Source organism: Streptomyces sp. NPDC050121 (assembly GCF_044460385.1).
Taxonomy (GTDB): Bacteria; Actinomycetota; Actinomycetes; order Streptomycetales; family Streptomycetaceae; genus Streptomyces; species Streptomyces soliscabiei.
Genome location: NZ_JBITJV010000009.1, coordinates 43161 through 58711 on the forward strand (window position 1 = coordinate 43161; position 15551 = coordinate 58711).

At 69.9% G+C, this 15551-nt stretch carries 12 protein-coding genes; 8 read left to right on the plus strand and 4 right to left on the minus strand.

Annotated elements, in window-relative coordinates; translation table 11 throughout:
* Positions 1-127 precede the first annotated feature (127 nt).
* Positions 128-964, plus strand: a complete 837-nt coding sequence (locus ACIBTS_RS15865; protein ID WP_399319785.1) for an HAD family hydrolase — start codon at positions 128-130, stop codon at positions 962-964.
* Between the two features lie 385 nt (positions 965-1349).
* Here the strand turns inward: ACIBTS_RS15865 and ACIBTS_RS15870 are convergent, their stop codons facing one another.
* Entirely contained in the window at positions 1350-2174 is an 825-nt protein-coding gene (locus ACIBTS_RS15870) for an oxidoreductase (RefSeq protein WP_399319786.1), read from the minus strand.
* Between the two features lie 101 nt (positions 2175-2275).
* Here ACIBTS_RS15870 and ACIBTS_RS15875 point away from each other — a divergent pair, with 101 nt between their 5' ends.
* Positions 2276-3256 (plus strand): ATP-binding protein, encoded by a 981-nt coding sequence (locus ACIBTS_RS15875; RefSeq protein ID WP_399319787.1) that lies wholly within the window; start codon positions 2276-2278, stop codon positions 3254-3256.
* A gap of 14 nt (positions 3257-3270) precedes the next feature.
* On the opposite strand, the gene ACIBTS_RS15880 is transcribed toward ACIBTS_RS15875, so the two are convergent.
* The gene (locus ACIBTS_RS15880; protein WP_399319788.1) at positions 3271-4551 is read right to left on the minus strand and encodes a hypothetical protein; all 1281 of its coding nucleotides are present in this window, start codon (positions 4549-4551) and stop codon (positions 3271-3273) included.
* Positions 4552-4887: 336 nt separating this feature from the next.
* Here ACIBTS_RS15880 and ACIBTS_RS15885 point away from each other — a divergent pair, with 336 nt between their 5' ends.
* The 6 genes from ACIBTS_RS15885 to ACIBTS_RS15910 all read left to right on the plus strand — a co-directional run bounded on the left by ACIBTS_RS15885 (position 4888) and on the right by ACIBTS_RS15910 (position 13431).
* Positions 4888-7650 (plus strand): SulP family inorganic anion transporter, encoded by a 2763-nt coding sequence (locus ACIBTS_RS15885; protein ID WP_399319790.1) that lies wholly within the window; start codon positions 4888-4890, stop codon positions 7648-7650.
* 341 nt (positions 7651-7991) lie between these two features.
* Positions 7992-9950, plus strand: coding sequence for an acetate--CoA ligase (gene acs / locus ACIBTS_RS15890; protein WP_399319792.1), 1959 nt, complete (start codon positions 7992-7994; stop codon positions 9948-9950).
* Positions 9951-10145: 195 nt separating this feature from the next.
* The gene (gene nhaA, locus ACIBTS_RS15895) at positions 10146-11606 is read left to right on the plus strand and encodes a Na+/H+ antiporter NhaA (protein ID WP_399319794.1); all 1461 of its coding nucleotides are present in this window, start codon (positions 10146-10148) and stop codon (positions 11604-11606) included.
* A gap of 79 nt (positions 11607-11685) precedes the next feature.
* Positions 11686-12174: a phage holin family protein gene (locus ACIBTS_RS15900; RefSeq protein WP_079660787.1), complete on the plus strand. Its 489-nt coding sequence runs from the start codon at positions 11686-11688 to the stop codon at positions 12172-12174.
* A complete protein-coding gene (locus ACIBTS_RS15905; RefSeq protein WP_319674912.1) occupies positions 12171-13121 on the plus strand; it encodes an alpha/beta hydrolase in 951 nt (316 codons plus the stop codon). The genes ACIBTS_RS15900 and ACIBTS_RS15905 overlap by 4 nt, the downstream gene beginning before the upstream one ends.
* Positions 13122-13248: 127 nt before the next feature.
* The gene (locus tag ACIBTS_RS15910; protein ID WP_078890568.1) at positions 13249-13431 is read left to right on the plus strand and encodes a hypothetical protein; all 183 of its coding nucleotides are present in this window, start codon (positions 13249-13251) and stop codon (positions 13429-13431) included.
* Between the two features lie 4 nt (positions 13432-13435).
* Here ACIBTS_RS15910 and ACIBTS_RS15915 read toward each other — a convergent pair whose 3' ends face one another.
* Positions 13436-14635, minus strand: a complete 1200-nt coding sequence (locus ACIBTS_RS15915) for a MarP family serine protease (protein ID WP_399319796.1) — start codon at positions 14633-14635, stop codon at positions 13436-13438.
* Between the two features lie 120 nt (positions 14636-14755).
* Positions 14756-15451, minus strand: a complete 696-nt coding sequence (locus ACIBTS_RS15920; protein WP_399319798.1) for an NUDIX hydrolase — start codon at positions 15449-15451, stop codon at positions 14756-14758.
* Positions 15452-15551 lie beyond the last annotated feature (100 nt).

A 15551-nucleotide genomic window follows, 5' to 3' on the forward strand; every position in this document is an offset into this window, starting at 1 on the left:
CCGACTCGGGGGGGGAGGAGCCGGACCGGGTTAGCACGGTCGCGAACGATCCGTGACTTCCATGGTGTACCCGAGAGCCCTCTCAGGCAAACCCACGCGCCCACCTTACGCCGAATGGGCTGCCCCTATGCTCTTGCTTGTGGAAAACCACTCCTTGCCTCGCACAGCCGCCTTCTTTGACCTGGACAAGACGGTCATTGCGAAGTCGAGCACGCTCACCTTCAGCAAGTCGTTCTACCAAGGCGGCCTGATCAACCGCAGGGCCGCCTTGCGGACCGCATACGCCCAGTTCGTCTTCCTCGTGGGCGGTATGGACCATGACCAGATGGAGCGGACCCGCGAGTACCTGTCCGCCCTCGTGCGCGGCTGGAACGTCCAGCAGGTGAAGGAGATCGTCGCCGAGACCCTTCACGACCTGATCGACCCGCTCATCTACGACGAGGCGGCCTCCCTGATCGAGGAGCACCACACCGCCGGCCGTGACGTCGTCATCGTGTCCACGTCCGGCGCCGAGGTGGTCGAGCCGATCGGCGAACTGCTCGGCGCGGACCGCGTGGTCGCCACCCGGATGGTCGTGGGCGAGGACGGCTGTTTCACCGGCGAGGTGGAGTACTACGCCTACGGGCCGACGAAGGCGGAGGCCGTCAAGGAGCTGGCGGAGTCCGAGGGATACGACCTCTCGCGCTGCTACGCGTACAGCGACTCGGCGACGGACCTGCCCATGCTGCAGGCCGTGGGGCACCCGCACGCGGTGAACCCGGACCGGGCCCTGCGCCGCGAGGCCGTCGCGCGTGGCTGGCCGATTCTCGACTTCCACCGGCCGGTGCGCCTCAAGCAGCGCATCCCCAGGTTCTCCGTACCGCCCCGCCGGGCGCTCGTCGCGGCCGCGGCCATAGGCGCGGCGGCCACCGCGGGTCTCGTCTGGTACGCCAGCCGGCGTCGAGCGGCAACGCTGCCCGTTTAAAACCCGTTTGGACGCAAAAGCAAAGAACTGGTGCCACCACTTCCGCTTGTCCGGGTCCTGGAGTACAAAGGAGTTAACGGCCCGCGAGACCAAGGACATCCGAGAGGATCACCTTAATAACGCATTTGGCCCCACGGACCGCGCATGACCACTGGGCACCCACGCGACGTCGACCCGTCGATTACGGGCCAGCCGCACCAGGTCACGGGCGAAGTTCCCGGCCTGATGGGCAACATATCGAGGACGCTTGGTAACCGGGTGAGCATGCCAGCGGCGGTACGAGGACTCGTACCGCCGCAACCCTTTGTGAGGCCCCCGCGCGGGGGCCTTTCTCATGGCTTTGCGGTGGATTTTCCGTGACGGTGCTCCACGCGCGCGTGGAGTCTTATGCCGCCCCGCGTTGCAGTGCCTCGCAGACCGCCGTCGACTCGCGGGCACCCAGCTCGACCGCCCTCCCGCAGTGCGTGATCCAGGCCGCCATGCCGTCCGGGGTACCGGAGACATAACCGCCGAGTGCGGCCAGATAGGCCGCCCGCCCCAGCTCGGCGTGCCCCACCTCGGCCGGGCAGACCGACTTGGGGTCGAGGCCGCTGCCGATGAGCACGATGCGCTCGGCGGCCCGCGCGACCAGGCCGTTGTGGGACGTGAAGGGGCGCAGGGCCAGCAGCTCGCCGTGGACGACGGCGGCCGTCACCAGGGCGGGAGCGGACCCTCCCGCGATGATCAGCTCGGACAGCCCTTCCAGGCGTCCGGCCAGTTCGGCGGCGCTGGGCAGCGAAAGCTCGATCAGCGGCTCGTCGACCGCCTCGCCGGACTGCCGCGGACGTCCGACCTCGTCATCGTTGCTCGCCGCGGCCACCAGGTGCAGCCGCGCCAGCACCCGCAGCGGCGACTGTCTCCAGATGGACAGCAGCTGGCCCGCCTCGGCGGTCAGCCGCAAAGCGGCGCCCATGACCCGCGCCTCGTCGTCGACGCCGAAGTCGGTGCGCCGGCGCACCTCTTCCAGCGCCCAGTCCGCCCCGGAGAGCGCCGCCGAGCCGCGGGCGCCGCGCAGGGCCGCCTCGGAGGTGATCTCGGTGCTGCGGCGGCGCATGACCCGGTGCCCGTAGACCCGGTCCACGGCCTTGCGCACGGACTCCACGGACTCGGCCACACCGGGCAACGAGCCCAGGGCCGCAAGCGGATCGGCGGACGCGCCTGTCGTACTCATGAGTACGACATTACGCACCCCGGGCGCGTGCCCCACGAAGGAGTGGTCTTCTTCACGCCCGTCTGACACAGACAGCTATCTCCCCACTACCCTTGGTGAACATGAAAATTGCTTTCGTCGGGAAGGGCGGCAGCGGCAAGACCACCCTGTCCTCCCTGTTCATCCGCCACCTCGCCGCCGCCGGCGCCCCCGTGATCGCGGTAGACGCGGACATCAACCAGCATCTGGGGCCGGCCCTCGGCCTGGACGAGGCGGCGGCCGCCGCACTGCCCGCAATGGGCGACCGGCTGTCACTCATCAAGAACTACCTGCGCGGCTCCAACCCCCGAATCGCCGCCGCCGAGACGATGATCAAGACGACACCGCCCGGCGAGGGCTCCCGGTTGCTGCGGGTGCGCGAGAACAACCCGGTGTACGACGCCTTGGCCCGGCCGGTGGAACTCGACGGCGGCGCCGTCCGTTTGATGGTCACGGGCCCCTTCACGGACGCCGACCTGGGGGTCTCCTGCTACCACTCCAAGACGGGGGCGGTGGAGCTGTGCCTGAATCACCTGGTGGACGGGCGTGACGAGTACGTCGTGGTCGACATGACGGCGGGCTCGGACTCCTTCGCCTCCGGCATGTTCACCCGCTTCGACGTCACGTTCCTCGTCGCCGAGCCGACCCGGAAGGGGGTCTCCGTCTATCGCCAGTACAAGGAGTACGCCCGCGACTTCGGCGTCGAGCTGAGGGTCGTCGGCAACAAGGTGCAGGGCCAGGACGACATCGACTTCCTCCGCGCCGAGGTCGGGGCCGACCTGCTCGTGACGGTCGGGCACTCCGACTGGGTACGCGCCATGGAGAAGGGCCGGCCGCCCCGGTTCGAGCTCCTGGAGGACTCCAACCGCCACGCCCTGCGCCTGTTGCGGACGACCGTCGACTCGTCCTACGAGCGGCGCGACTGGGAGCGCTACACGCGGCAGATGGTGCACTTCCATCTGAAGAACGCCGAGTCCTGGGGCAACGAACGCACCGGGGCCGACCTGGCGGCGCAGGTCGACCCCGGATTCGTCCTCACCGAAGGCGTCACGACCTCCGTGTGACGGCTGCGTGACGGCTACCGCCTGACCGCCGGCGCCCCCGGCGCGCCCTTCGGGGCCGGGGCGGGGCCGCCGGGCAGGAAGGACGCCCAGCCCTCCTTCGGGGCCTCGCCGACCTCCAGCGTGCGCAGCCTGGCCAGGGTCTGCGGGTCCTGGGCGTCCAGCCAGTCGGCCAGCTGGCGGAAGGAAACGCAGCGCACGTCCGGTTTGTTGCAGACCTTCTCGACGACCTCCTCGATGGCGCGCATGTACGTGCCGCCGTTCCAGGACTCGAAGTGGTTGCCGATGATCAGCGGGGCACGGTTGCCGTCATAGGCCCGGTCGAAGCCCTTGAGCAGGCCGTCCCGCATCTGGTCGCCCCAGAACCCGTACTTGTCGGGGTCGCCCTGGGTGGCGGTGCCGGACTGGTTGACCATGAAGTTGTAGTCCATGGTGAGCTGCTCATAGGTGTGGCCGGGGAAGGGCACGAGTTGCATCGACAGGTCCCACAGGCCCTCCTTCTTACCCGGCCAGACCTGGTTGTCGACGCCGCTGGTGTCGTAGCGGAAGCCCAGCTCGCGGGCGGCCCTCATGAAGTTCCTCTGGCCTTCCAGACAGGGGGTACGGGCGCCGACGAGTTCCTTGTCGTAGTCGAAGGGCAGCGAAGCCGCGTTCTTCATGCCGGTGTTGGTCTTCCAGGTCTTCACGAACTGCTTGGCCTGGGCGATCTCGTCCTTCCACTCCTCGACCGACCACTCACCGACGCCGCCGTTCTTCCCGCAGAAGTGGCCGTTGAAGTGGGTGCCGATCTCGTTGCCCTCCAGCCACGCCAGGCGCAGCTGCTTCACGGTGTCGGCGATGCCCTGTTCGTCGTTGAATCCGATGTCGGAGCGGCCCGGCGAGTGCTGCGGCGGCTTGTACAGGTCGGCCTTCTCCTCCGGCAGCATGTACACGCCGCTGAGGAAGTACGTCATCGTCGCGTGGTTGGCCTTGGACACCTTGCGGAAGTGGGAGAACAGCCGCTGACTGTCCTCGCCCGCGCCGTCCCAGGAGAAGACCACGAACTGCGGCGGCTTCTCGCCCGGCTTCAGACGCTCCGGCCGCGGCAGGTGGGGCTGTGCCCCGGTGTAGGCGGTGGAGCCGTCGCCGATCAGGCGGACCGCGCTCTTGGGCGCCGGGGCGGGCTTCGCCTGCTGCGGGCCCGGCACCCCTGGCTTGGAAGCATGGGAACCATCGGTTCCCGTCGCGCAACCGGCGAGCGATGCGGCGACAGCCGCGGCGACCACTGCGCCGGCGGCGATCCTCTGGGTGGCGGCCATCCGGCGCCCACCTTCTTCCTTCTCTCGGCCAACGCCGACGAGGGCGTTCTTTGATGACGCGCCGGAACGAGCCGGCGGCGTCGTCAAGGTCGCACGAGGCCGAGAAGGAATTAGTACGACAAGCCGACAAAAAGAGTGCTTCATCCTTGCGGGTGATTAGATGCCCCATTTGCCACAAAACTCCATGATTGACCTTTACTCTGCATTACGATTCATTTACCGAGCGTTGATTTTCATCCCGCCGCTGCACGCCGTGACCCACGGCCGCGACCGCCCCCGCCACAGCCGGGGGACCACCAGTTCCGCGACCGCGCTGCCCCGGAGGAGACGGGAAACATGTCCGCCTGCGCCCCCACCCGCACTGCCCACTCGACGCGCACCGAGCGCACCCACCCACCCCACAGCCCCCCACCGGCCCCGCACCGCCGCTTCCGCATCGCGGGCGCCGACCTGTCCGCCTCGATCGCGGTCTTCCTGATCGCCCTGCCCCTGTCACTCGGCATCGCCCTCGCCACCGGCGCCCCTCTCCAGGCCGGCCTTGTCGCCGCCGCCATCGGAGGGATCGTGGTCGGCTGGGCCGGCGGATCACCACTCCAGGTCAGCGGCCCCGCAGCGGGCCTGACCGTCGTTACCGCCGACCTCATCCAGCGCTACGGCTGGCGGACGACATGCGCCATCACCGTCCTCGCCGGACTCGCCCAACTGGGCCTCGGCTGTCTGCGCGTGGCGCGCACCGCCCTCGCCGTCAGCCCCGCCATCGTGCACGGCATGCTCGCCGGCATCGGCGTCACCATCGCCGTCGCCCAAGTGCACATCGTCCTCGGCGGCAGCCCCCAGAGCTCCGTCCTCGACAACCTCCGCGCCCTTCCCGCCCAGTTGGCCCGACTGCAGCCCGCGGCCGTGGCCGTGAGCGCACTGACCCTGACCCTGCTGCTGCTCTGGCCGCGCATCCCCGGCCGGGTGGGCCGTCTGCTGCACCACGCGCCGGCCGCGCTCGTCGCCGTCACGGGCGCCACCGCGACCGCCGCGCTCACCGGCCTCACCCTGCCCAAGGTCGACCTGCCCTCCTGGAGCAGCCACGCCCTGGCCGGGCTGCCCGACGGGCGGGTGCTCGGGATCGCCGCCGCCGTCCTCACCACCACCCTGGTGTGCAGCGTGCAGTCACTGCTCGGCGCGATCGCCGTGGACAAGCTGATCGCCTCGCGCCCCGGCCTGCTCGGCTCCCGCTCCACCCGCGTCGGCCGCTCGGACCTGGACCGCGAGCTGCTCGGTCAGGGGGCGGCCAACATCGCCTCCGGCGCACTCGGCGGACTGCCGGTGGCAGGTGTGGCCGTGCGCAGTTCGGCAAATGTCCAAGCCGGTGCCGTGAGCCGGAACTCCACGATGCTGCACGGCGTTCTCGTAGTAGTCGCCGCGCTGCTGATGGTCCCGATCCTGGATCTCATCCCGCTCGCCTCACTCGCCGCCCTGGTGATGGCCGTCGGCATCCAGATGGTGTCCCTGCACCACATTCGCACGGTGACACGCCACCGAGAGGTGCTGGTGTACGCCGTCACCACCCTCGGCGTGGTGCTCCTCGGCGTCCTGCAGGGCGTCATGCTCGGCATCGCCGTGGCCGTAGCCGTCGCCCTGCACCGCCTCACCCGCACCCGCATCACGCACTACGAGAAGGAAGGAGTCCATCACGTACACGTACGAGGCCAGTTGACGTTCCTCGCCGTACCGCGGCTCAGCCGCATGCTGCACCTCGTGCCCCAAGGCACCCAGGTCGTGGTCGAGTTGGACGGCTCCTTCATGGATCACGCGGCGTACGAGTCCCTGCACGACTGGCAGAAGGCGCACACCGCGCACGGTGGCTCCGTGGAGCTGACCGGCCGCCGCACCGGCACGGGGCTCGGCACCGGAGCCGTACTCGAGACAAACGTCGACACTGGCAGCGGCAGCGGCACCGGCAGAGGTGACGGCTCCAGGGCCGAGGAGAGCGAGTCGACCGCTCCCCGAGGTCTCGGCCCGGTTCCCACCACAGACACCGCCATCGCCGACTGCCGGTGCCGTCCCTGGACGCCGTGGCGGAACCACCAGTGCGAGGTGCCACGGGAAACGACGACGACAGCGGCGCCCCGACCGCCCAAGACGGCGGACTCGACGGACACGCCGAGCTCGACAGAGCCGCCGGACACGGCCCATAGGAAGAGAAAGGAGAGGACCGAGCCCGAGGAGAGAACAGAGCTCGCCGGACATGCCGGTCAGGCCACGCACGCCGAGAACGCCGAGCACGCCCAGCACGCCCAGCACGCCCAGCACGCCGAGCAGACCAAGAACGCCGAGCTTGCCGGTCATGCCGGGCACACCGAGAACCCCAAGTACGCCGGGCACGCCGGGCCTGCCGGGCACACCGGGCCTGCCGGGCACGCCGGGCCCGCCGGGCCGAGTGGACATCAACTGGTGCGTGGCATCAGCGCGTTCCAGCGCAACACCGCGCCGCTGGTGCGGGGCGAGCTGGCGCGGCTGGCGCGGGAGGGGCAGCAGCCCACCCAGCTCTTCCTCACCTGCGCCGACTCACGACTGGTCACCTCGATGATCACCTCCAGTGGTCCCGGCGATCTGTTCGTGGTCCGCAACGTGGGCAACCTCGTGCCGCCGCCCGGCGAGGAGAGCGGGGACGACTCGGTGGGGGCGGCCATCGAGTACGCGGTGGACGTGCTGAAGGTGCGGTCCATCACGGTGTGCGGGCACTCCGGGTGCGGGGCCATGCAGGCGCTGCTGGCCTCCGAACTCGGCGGCCCCCGGACCCCGCTGAAGCGGTGGCTGCGGCACGGGTTGCCCAGTCTGGAGCGGATGGGCGACGACAGCCGCCCCTGGGCCCGGCTGGCCGGGCGGGCACCGGCGGACGCGGTCGAGCAGCTCTGCCTGACCAACGTGGTCCAGCAGTTGGAGCACCTGCGGGCCCATGAGTCGGTGGGCCGAGCCCTGCGGGCCGGGGCGTTGGAGCTGCACGGGCTGTACTTCCACGTGGGCGAGGCCCAGACGTACCTGCTCACCGGAGAGAACGGCGGCGAGCTGTTCGACCATGTGGGAGTGACGGACCTGACGGCGTGACGACGGGCGGCGTCCGCCGAGCCCCTCTCCTCGGCCGGCGCCGCCCAAGCCCAACCCCGCCCCCATCCACGCCCACACGCCCACGCACACCCGGACCCCCACCCGCACCCGCACCCGCACCCGCACCGGGGAACGGGTGTGAAAGGCGTTACACCGGCTGAACTCCGATCGGCCGCCGTCCGTGGGTATCAATGGCTCCGGGTACCGGTTACCACCGCCCCGGGACGCACGCCGACAGGTCTAAACCAATTTTTCGTCGGCCCTTGTCACCGGACCCCTGGGTCTGATGAGCTGTGGCCTGGGACACAACGGACACGGACACCCTTCGAGAGGGAGATGTCGTGAGCAACGAAAGCCTGGCCAACCTGCTGAAGGAAGAGCGCAGGTTCGCGCCGCCCGCCGAGCTGGCGGCCGACGCCAACGTCACGGCGGAGGCGTACGAACAGGCCAAGGCTGACAGGCTCGGCTTCTGGGCCGAGCAGGCCCGTCGGCTGACCTGGGCCAAGGAGCCGACGGAGACGCTGGACTGGTCGAACCCTCCGTTCGCCAAGTGGTTCAAGGACGGCGAGCTCAACGTCGCCTACAACTGCGTCGACCGGCATGTCGAGGCAGGGAACGGCGACCGGGTCGCCATCCACTTCGAGGGGGAGCCCGGCGACAGCCGCGCCATCACCTACGCCGAGCTCAAGGACGAGGTGTCCAAGGCCGCAGGCGCCCTGCTGGAGCTGGGAGTTCGCAAGGGCGACCGGGTCGCGGTCTACATGCCGATGATCCCCGAGACGGCGATCGCGATGCTGGCGTGTGCCCGGATCGGCGCCGCGCACTCCGTAGTCTTCGGCGGTTTCTCGGCGGACGCGCTGGCCACCCGGATCCAGGACGCGGACGCCAAGGTCGTCATCACGTCCGACGGCGGCTACCGGCGCGGCAAGCCGTCCGCGCTGAAGCCGGCCGTCGACGACGCGGTCGCGCGCGTGGACAACGTCGAGCATGTGCTGGTGGTCCGGCGTACCGGCCAGGAGGTCGCCTGGGACGACAGCCGTGACGTCTGGTGGCACGAGATCGTGGAGGGGCAGTCCACCGAGCACACGCCCGAGGCGTTCGAGGCCGAGCACCCGCTGTTCATCCTCTACACCTCCGGCACCACGGGGAAGCCGAAGGGCATCCTGCACACCTCCGGCGGCTACCTCACGCAGACCGCGTACACGCACCACGCCGTCTTCGACCTCAAGCCGGAGACCGACGTCTACTGGTGCACCGCCGACGTCGGCTGGGTGACCGGGCACTCGTACATCGTGTACGGCCCGCTGGCCAACGGCGCGACGCAGGTCATGTACGAGGGCACGCCCGACACCCCGCACCAGGGCCGCTTCTGGGAGATCGTGCAGAAGTACGGGGTGACGATCCTGTACACGGCGCCGACAGCCATCCGTACGTTCATGAAGTGGGGCGACGACATCCCCGCGAAGTTCGATCTCACCTCCCTCCGCGTCCTCGGCTCGGTCGGTGAACCGATCAACCCCGAGGCCTGGATCTGGTACCGCAAGCACATCGGCGCCGACCGGACCCCCATCGTCGACACCTGGTGGCAGACCGAGACGGGCGCGATGATGATCTCGCCGCTGCCCGGCGTCACCGAGACCAAGCCCGGCTCCGCGCAGACTCCGCTGCCCGGCATCTCCGCGACCGTCGTCGACGACGAGGCGAACGAGGTGCCGAACGGCAGAGGCGGTTACCTGGTCCTCACCGAGCCGTGGCCGTCGATGCTGCGCACCATCTGGGGGGACGACCAGCGGTTCCTCGACACCTACTGGTCCCGCTTCGAGGGCAAGTACTTCGCCGGGGACGGCGCGAAGAAGGACGACGACGGGGACATCTGGCTGCTCGGGCGCGTGGATGACGTCATGCTCGTCTCCGGGCACAACATCTCCACCACGGAGGTCGAGTCGGCTCTCGTCTCCCACCCGTCCGTCGCCGAGGCGGCCGTGGTGGGCGCCGCCGACGAGACGACCGGGCAGGCGATCGTCGCCTTCGTCATCCTGCGCGGCACGGCGAGCGCGGAGGACGAGGGCCTCGTCGCCGATCTGCGCAACCACGTCGGCGCCACGCTCGGGCCGATCGCCAAGCCGAAGAGGGTCCTGCCGGTCGCGGAGCTGCCGAAGACCCGCTCCGGCAAGATCATGCGTCGGCTGCTGCGGGACGTCGCGGAGAACCGCCAGCTCGGTGACGTCACCACACTGACCGACTCCACGGTCATGGACCTCATCCAGTCGAAGCTCCCGGCAGCGCCGAGCGAGGACTGACAAGGGCCGAGCGGGGACTGAGCACGCCCTTGCAGGGCACCCGGTGACAGGTGCGCGCCGGGTGCCCTTTTCGCACCTAACGTAGGAATCGCCGGATTCCTCCCAGTGCACTTTAGGTAGACTAAACAAAATAGGTGCGCCGGGAAGTCTGGTCGGCATGTGCTCAGTCCTGCCCACCGACCGGAGGTCCCCACCGTGCCCGCGCCCCGCACCCCAAGTCCCCGCAAGGTCCTGGGACGGCTGTCCCTCCCCGAACGGAATTTCGTCGCGGAGGCGTTGCGTGCCGAGACCGTCGGCGGTGTCCTGCTGCTCGTTGCCGCCGTCACCGCGCTGATCTGGGCGAACATCCCGGCGCTGCACGACAGCTACGAGAGCGTCAGCAACTTCCACCTCGGGCCCCACGCCCTCGGGCTGAACCTCTCCGTCGCACACTGGGCCGCTGACGGCCTCCTCGCGATCTTCTTCTTCGTCGCCGGTATAGAGCTCAAGCGCGAACTGGTGGCCGGTGACCTCAAGGACCCCAAAGCCGCCGCGCTGCCCGTGGTGGCCGCGCTCTGCGGGATGGTCGTACCGGCGCTCGTCTACACGCTCACCAACCTCACCGGCGGCGGCTCCCTGGGCGGTTGGGCGGTGCCCACCGCCACCGACATCGCGTTCGCGCTCGCCGTGCTCGCCGTCATCGGCACCTTCCTGCCGAGCGCGCTGCGCGCCTTCCTGCTCACCCTCGCCGTCGTCGACGACCTGTTCGCCATCCTGATCATCGCGGCGTTCTTCACGAACACGATCGACTTCGCGGCGCTGGGCGGCGCGGTCCTCGGGCTCGTCGTCTTCTGGCTGCTGCTGCGCAAGGGCGTGCGCGGCTGGTACGTCTATGTGCCGCTCGCGCTGGTGATCTGGGCGCTGATGTACAACAGCGGCATCCACGCCACGATCGCCGGTGTCGCGATGGGCCTGATGCTGCGCTGCACCACGCGCGAGGGCGAGGAGCACTCCCCCGGCGAGCGGATCGAGCATCTCGTCCGGCCGCTCTCCGCCGGTCTGGCGGTGCCACTGTTCGCCCTGTTCAGCGCGGGTGTGGCGGTCTCGGGCGGCGCGCTCGCGGATGTGTTCGCCCAGCCGGAGACGCTGGGTGTGGTCCTCGGTCTCGTCGTCGGCAAGACGATCGGCGTCTTCGGCGGGACCTGGCTGACCGTCCGCTTCACCCGGGCCTCGCTCAGCGAGGACGTCGCCTGGGCGGACGTCTTCGCCGTCGCGTCCCTCGCGGGCATAGGCTTCACCGTCTCGCTGCTGATCGGGGAACTCGCCTTCGAGGGCGACGCCGCGCTCACCGACGAGGTCAAGGCCTCCGTCCTGCTGGGCTCGCTGATCGCGGCGACCCTGGCGACGGTCCTGCTGAAGCTGCGCAACGCCAAGTACCGGCGGATATGGGAGGCGGAGGAGCGCGACGACGACCTCGACGGCATCCCGGACGTCTACGAGCAGGACGACCCGGCGTACCACCTGCGGATGGCGGAGATCCTCGACCGCAAGGCCGCCGAGCACCGCCGGATCGCCGAGGAGATCGCCCGGCGGAGCGCCCAGGAGGAGGCCGAAGCGTGCCACGGGCTTGCCGAAGTGGCGGGCGGGGCGGGCGAGGAGGGCGACCGTCCGGCATGATCTGACGGGACGGTACAAAAGAATCCAGAACGACGAGTGCAGCAGCGGATACACGTAGCAGCAGAAAAGGGAGAACGCGATGAGCGCACCCGACGGCAGCCCGGTCGGCGCCGAACGCAGCATCGGCCAGCTGTTCGCCTCGGCGACGACCGAGTTGTCGGCGCTGGTGCACGACGAGATCGCGCTGGCGAAAGCGCAGCTGAAGCAGGACGTCAAGCGCGGCGCGATGAGCGGCGGGGCGTTCTCGGTGGCCGGCGCGGTCCTGGTGTTCTCCCTGCCGATGCTGAACTTCGCGCTGGCGTACGGCATCCGGACCTGGAGCGACTGGAACCTCGCGGTCTGCTTCCTGCTGTCGTTCGCGGCGAACGTACTCGTCGCGCTCGTCCTGGTGCTGATCGGCGTGCTCTTCGCGAAGAAGGCGCAGAAGGGCAAGGGCCCCCAGAAGGTCGCGGCGTCCATGAAGGAGACCGCGGGCGTCCTGCAGAACGCCAAGCCGCACCCGCGGCCCGAGCTCCCGCAGGATCGGGTCCCGGCGGCCATCGAGGCTGTGGGACGCTCGTCGTCATGACGGACCCCGCCACCCCATCGGCCCAGCCCGCTTCGGTCGTACGGCCGGACACGGTCTTCGGCGTCCAGGTCACCCACCGCGAGGTCGCCGCGAACGGCGCGCGGTTCCACATCGCGGAGCTGGGCGACGGTCCGCTGGTCATGCTCGTCCACGGTTTCCCGCAGTTCTGGTGGACATGGCGGCACCAGCTGGTCGCGCTGGCCGACGCGGGCTTCAGAGCCGTCGCGATGGACCTGCGGGGCGTGGGCGGCAGCGACCGTACGCCCCGCGGCTACGACCCGGCCAACCTCGCCCTCGACATCACCGGCGTGATCCGCTCCCTGGGCGAGCCGGACGCCGCACTGGTCGGCCACGACCTGGGCGGCTATCTGGCGTGGACGGCGGCCGTGATGCGCCCCAAGCTCGTGCGGCGGCTCGCCGTCGCCTCGATGCCGCATCCCCGGCGCTGGCGCTCGGCGATGCTCGCCGACGTCCGGCAGACGACCGCGAGCTCCCACATCTGGGGGTTCCAGCGGCCCTGGATCCCCGAGCGGCAGCTCACCGCCGACGACGGCGAACTGGTGGGCCGGCTGATCCGGGAGTGGTCCGGGCCGCGACTGCCGGAGGACGAGACGGTGGAGACGTACCGGCGTGCGATGTGCATCCCGTCCACGGCGCACTGCGCGGTGGAGCCGTACCGCTGGCTGGTGCGCTCGATGGCCCGCCCGGACGGCGTCCAGTTCTACCGGCGCATGAAGCGGCCCGTGCGCGTGCCCACGCTCCACTTGCACGGCTCCCTCGATCCGGTGATGCGCACTCGCAGTGCGGCTGGCTCCGGCGAGTACGTCGAAGCGCCGTACCGCTGGCGGCTGTTCGACGGTCTGGGCCACTTCCCGCACGAGGAGGACCCGGTCGCTTTCTCCACGGAACTGGTCAATTGGCTGAAGGATCCCGAACCCGATCGGTGACCACGCCATCGCGCCCGGTATCCGGACCTGAACGCCTGTACTACGAACAGCCAAATGCCCGGCGCATAGGCCAATTGGCGGGCCCGAGGGCGGTTATCGACCTTGGGGCAGGGGCAGACGTCGAGGTATGGGCTGGACGCACGACTACAGTGACGCAGCACGCAACCGCCGCTCGGCCAGTGGCCTGAGCCCCCACCAACGAGGTGCCGACCCGCAACTGCCGGGTTCCGACCTCCGGGTGGGCATTCCGCGCATCCTGCGCCGCCGGGCCCGCTGGGTGTCGGTCCGCCTGCGTCACCCACGAGGCTGACCCGTCAGAGGGCGCAGCTGTCGCTGTCCACTTCCTGGCCCGCGGTACGTCCCGCGTCGATGTCCTGCTGGATCTCGTCCGCGGTGAGGGCGTAGCCGGTGTCGGCGTCGTCGAGGGACTTCGCGAAGACCACGCCGTACACCTTGCCGTCGGTGGTGAGCAGGGGGCCGCCGGAGTTGCCCTGACGGACGGTCGCGTACAGCGAGTACACGTCGCGGCGCACGGTGGTGCGGTGGTAGATGTCCGGTCCGTTGGCCGTGATCCGACCGCGTACGCGCGCGGCACGGACGTCGTACGACCCGTTCTCCGGGAACCCGGCGACGATCGCGTCGTCGCTGCTCGTCGCGTCCTTCGTGGTGAACTGCAGCACGGGCGCGTCGAGATCCGGTACGTCAAGGACCGCGATGTCGCGCTTCCAGTCGTACAGCACGATCGTGGCGTCGTACTTGCGGCCCTCGCCGCCTAGCTGGACGGTGGGCTGGTCGACACCTCCCACGACGTGCGCGTTGGTCATGACGCGGCGCTCGCCGAAGACGAAGCCGGTGCCCTCCAGGACCTTGCCGCAGCTCTCCGCGGTGCCCATGACCTTGACGATGGAGCGCTGCGCGCGCCTGGCCACGGGGCTGTTCGCCAGGGCCGGGTCGGGCGGCTGGACGTCGGTGATCGGCTCGTTGGAGAACGGGCTGAAGACCTGCGGGAAGCCGTTCTGCGCGAGGACGGAGGAGAAGTCGGCGAACCAGGTGTCGGCCTGGTCGGGCAGCGCCTCGGACACCTCGTGCAGCACCTTGGAGCTACGGACCTCCTTGCCCAGCGTGGGCAGGGTGGTGCCGGCGAGCGCGGAACCGATCAGCCAGGCCACCAGCAGCATCGCCACGACGTTGACCAGCGCGCCGCCCGTGGCGTCCAGCGCGCGGGCCGGGGACCAGGTGATGTAGCGGCGCAGCTTGTTGCCGAGGTGCGTGGTGAGGGCCTGCCCGACCGAGGCGCAGACGATCACGACGATGACCGCGACGACGGCGGCCGTGGTGCTCACCTCGGAGTTGTCGGTCAGGGCGTCCCAGATCACGGGCAGCAGATAGACGGCGACCAGGCCACCGCCCAGGAAGCCGATCACCGACAGGATCCCGACGACGAAGCCCTGGCGGTAGCCGACGACCGCAAACCATACGGCCGCGACCAGCAACAGGATGTCCAGCACGTTCACCGCTTCGCGCCTCGCCTCATCAATTCACGGTCACCACAGGTCGGCCGGGGGTCTGGCCCGCCGCGAAGCGGCAACGGGACACAGCATCCCCCAGGCAGACACAGCACGGTGGACACCCTGTCATGACCGCCAGTCGAGCGGGACCTGCTTCTCGCGGTCCCAGGGGTGCTCCCAGCCCGCGAAGTGCAGCAGACGATCGATGACGCCGGCCGTGAACCCCCATACAAGGGCGGATTCGACCAGGAATGCCGGGCCGCGGTGGCCGCTGGGATGCACGGTCGTGGCCCGGTTGTCCGGATTTGTGAGATTCGCCACGGGGACCGTGAAGACGCGGGCCGTCTCGCCGGGGTCGACGACGCCCACCGGGCTCGGCTCGCGCCACCAGCCCAGCACCGGGGTGACGACGAAGCCACTGACCGGGATGTACAGCTTGGGCAGCACACCGAAGAGCTGGACGCCGGACGGATCGAGGCCGGTCTCCTCCTCGGCCTCGCGCAGCGCGGCGCGCAGCGGCCCGTCACCGTGCGGGTCGCCGTCCTCCGGGTCGAGGGCGCCGCCCGGGAACGAGGGCTGGCCCGCGTGGGAGCGCAGGGAGCTCGCGCGCTCCATGAGCAGCAACTCGGGGCCGCGCTCGCCGTCGCCGAACAGGATGAGGACGGCCGACTGGCGCCCCGCGCCGTCCGCCGGGGGCAGGAAGCGGCTGAGCTGGAGCGGCTGGACCGTCTCCACCGCGTGCACCACCGGATCGAGCCAGCCCGGCAGGCCCTCCTTGCTGAGCGTCACCGGACCGCCCTGGGTATTGCTCGCACGCGTCATCACCACACCACCCCCCGTTCTGCCCAGTCCAACGCCCGAGCACCGACAGATCGTTCCAGGGACCGCCTCACGGTCGTTCGTGCACGGACGACGGGCTGCC

Excerpts from the sequence above, each read along its gene's own strand:
- ACIBTS_RS15865 (WP_399319785.1), top strand. The coding sequence starts at position 128 with ATGCTCTTGCTTGTGGAAAACCACTCCTTGCCTCGCACAGCCGCCTTC.
- ACIBTS_RS15870 (WP_399319786.1), bottom strand. The coding sequence starts at position 2,174 with ATGAGTACGACAGGCGCGTCCGCCGATCCGCTTGCGGCCCTGGGCTCG.
- ACIBTS_RS15875 (WP_399319787.1), top strand. The coding sequence starts at position 2,276 with ATGAAAATTGCTTTCGTCGGGAAGGGCGGCAGCGGCAAGACCACCCTG.
- ACIBTS_RS15880 (WP_399319788.1), bottom strand. The coding sequence starts at position 4,551 with ATGGCCGCCACCCAGAGGATCGCCGCCGGCGCAGTGGTCGCCGCGGCT.
- ACIBTS_RS15885 (WP_399319790.1), top strand. The coding sequence starts at position 4,888 with ATGTCCGCCTGCGCCCCCACCCGCACTGCCCACTCGACGCGCACCGAG.
- ACIBTS_RS15900 (WP_079660787.1), top strand. The coding sequence starts at position 11,686 with ATGAGCGCACCCGACGGCAGCCCGGTCGGCGCCGAACGCAGCATCGGC.
- ACIBTS_RS15905 (WP_319674912.1), top strand. The coding sequence starts at position 12,171 with ATGACGGACCCCGCCACCCCATCGGCCCAGCCCGCTTCGGTCGTACGG.
- ACIBTS_RS15910 (WP_078890568.1), top strand. The coding sequence starts at position 13,249 with ATGGGCTGGACGCACGACTACAGTGACGCAGCACGCAACCGCCGCTCG.
- ACIBTS_RS15920 (WP_399319798.1), bottom strand. The coding sequence starts at position 15,451 with ATGACGCGTGCGAGCAATACCCAGGGCGGTCCGGTGACGCTCAGCAAG.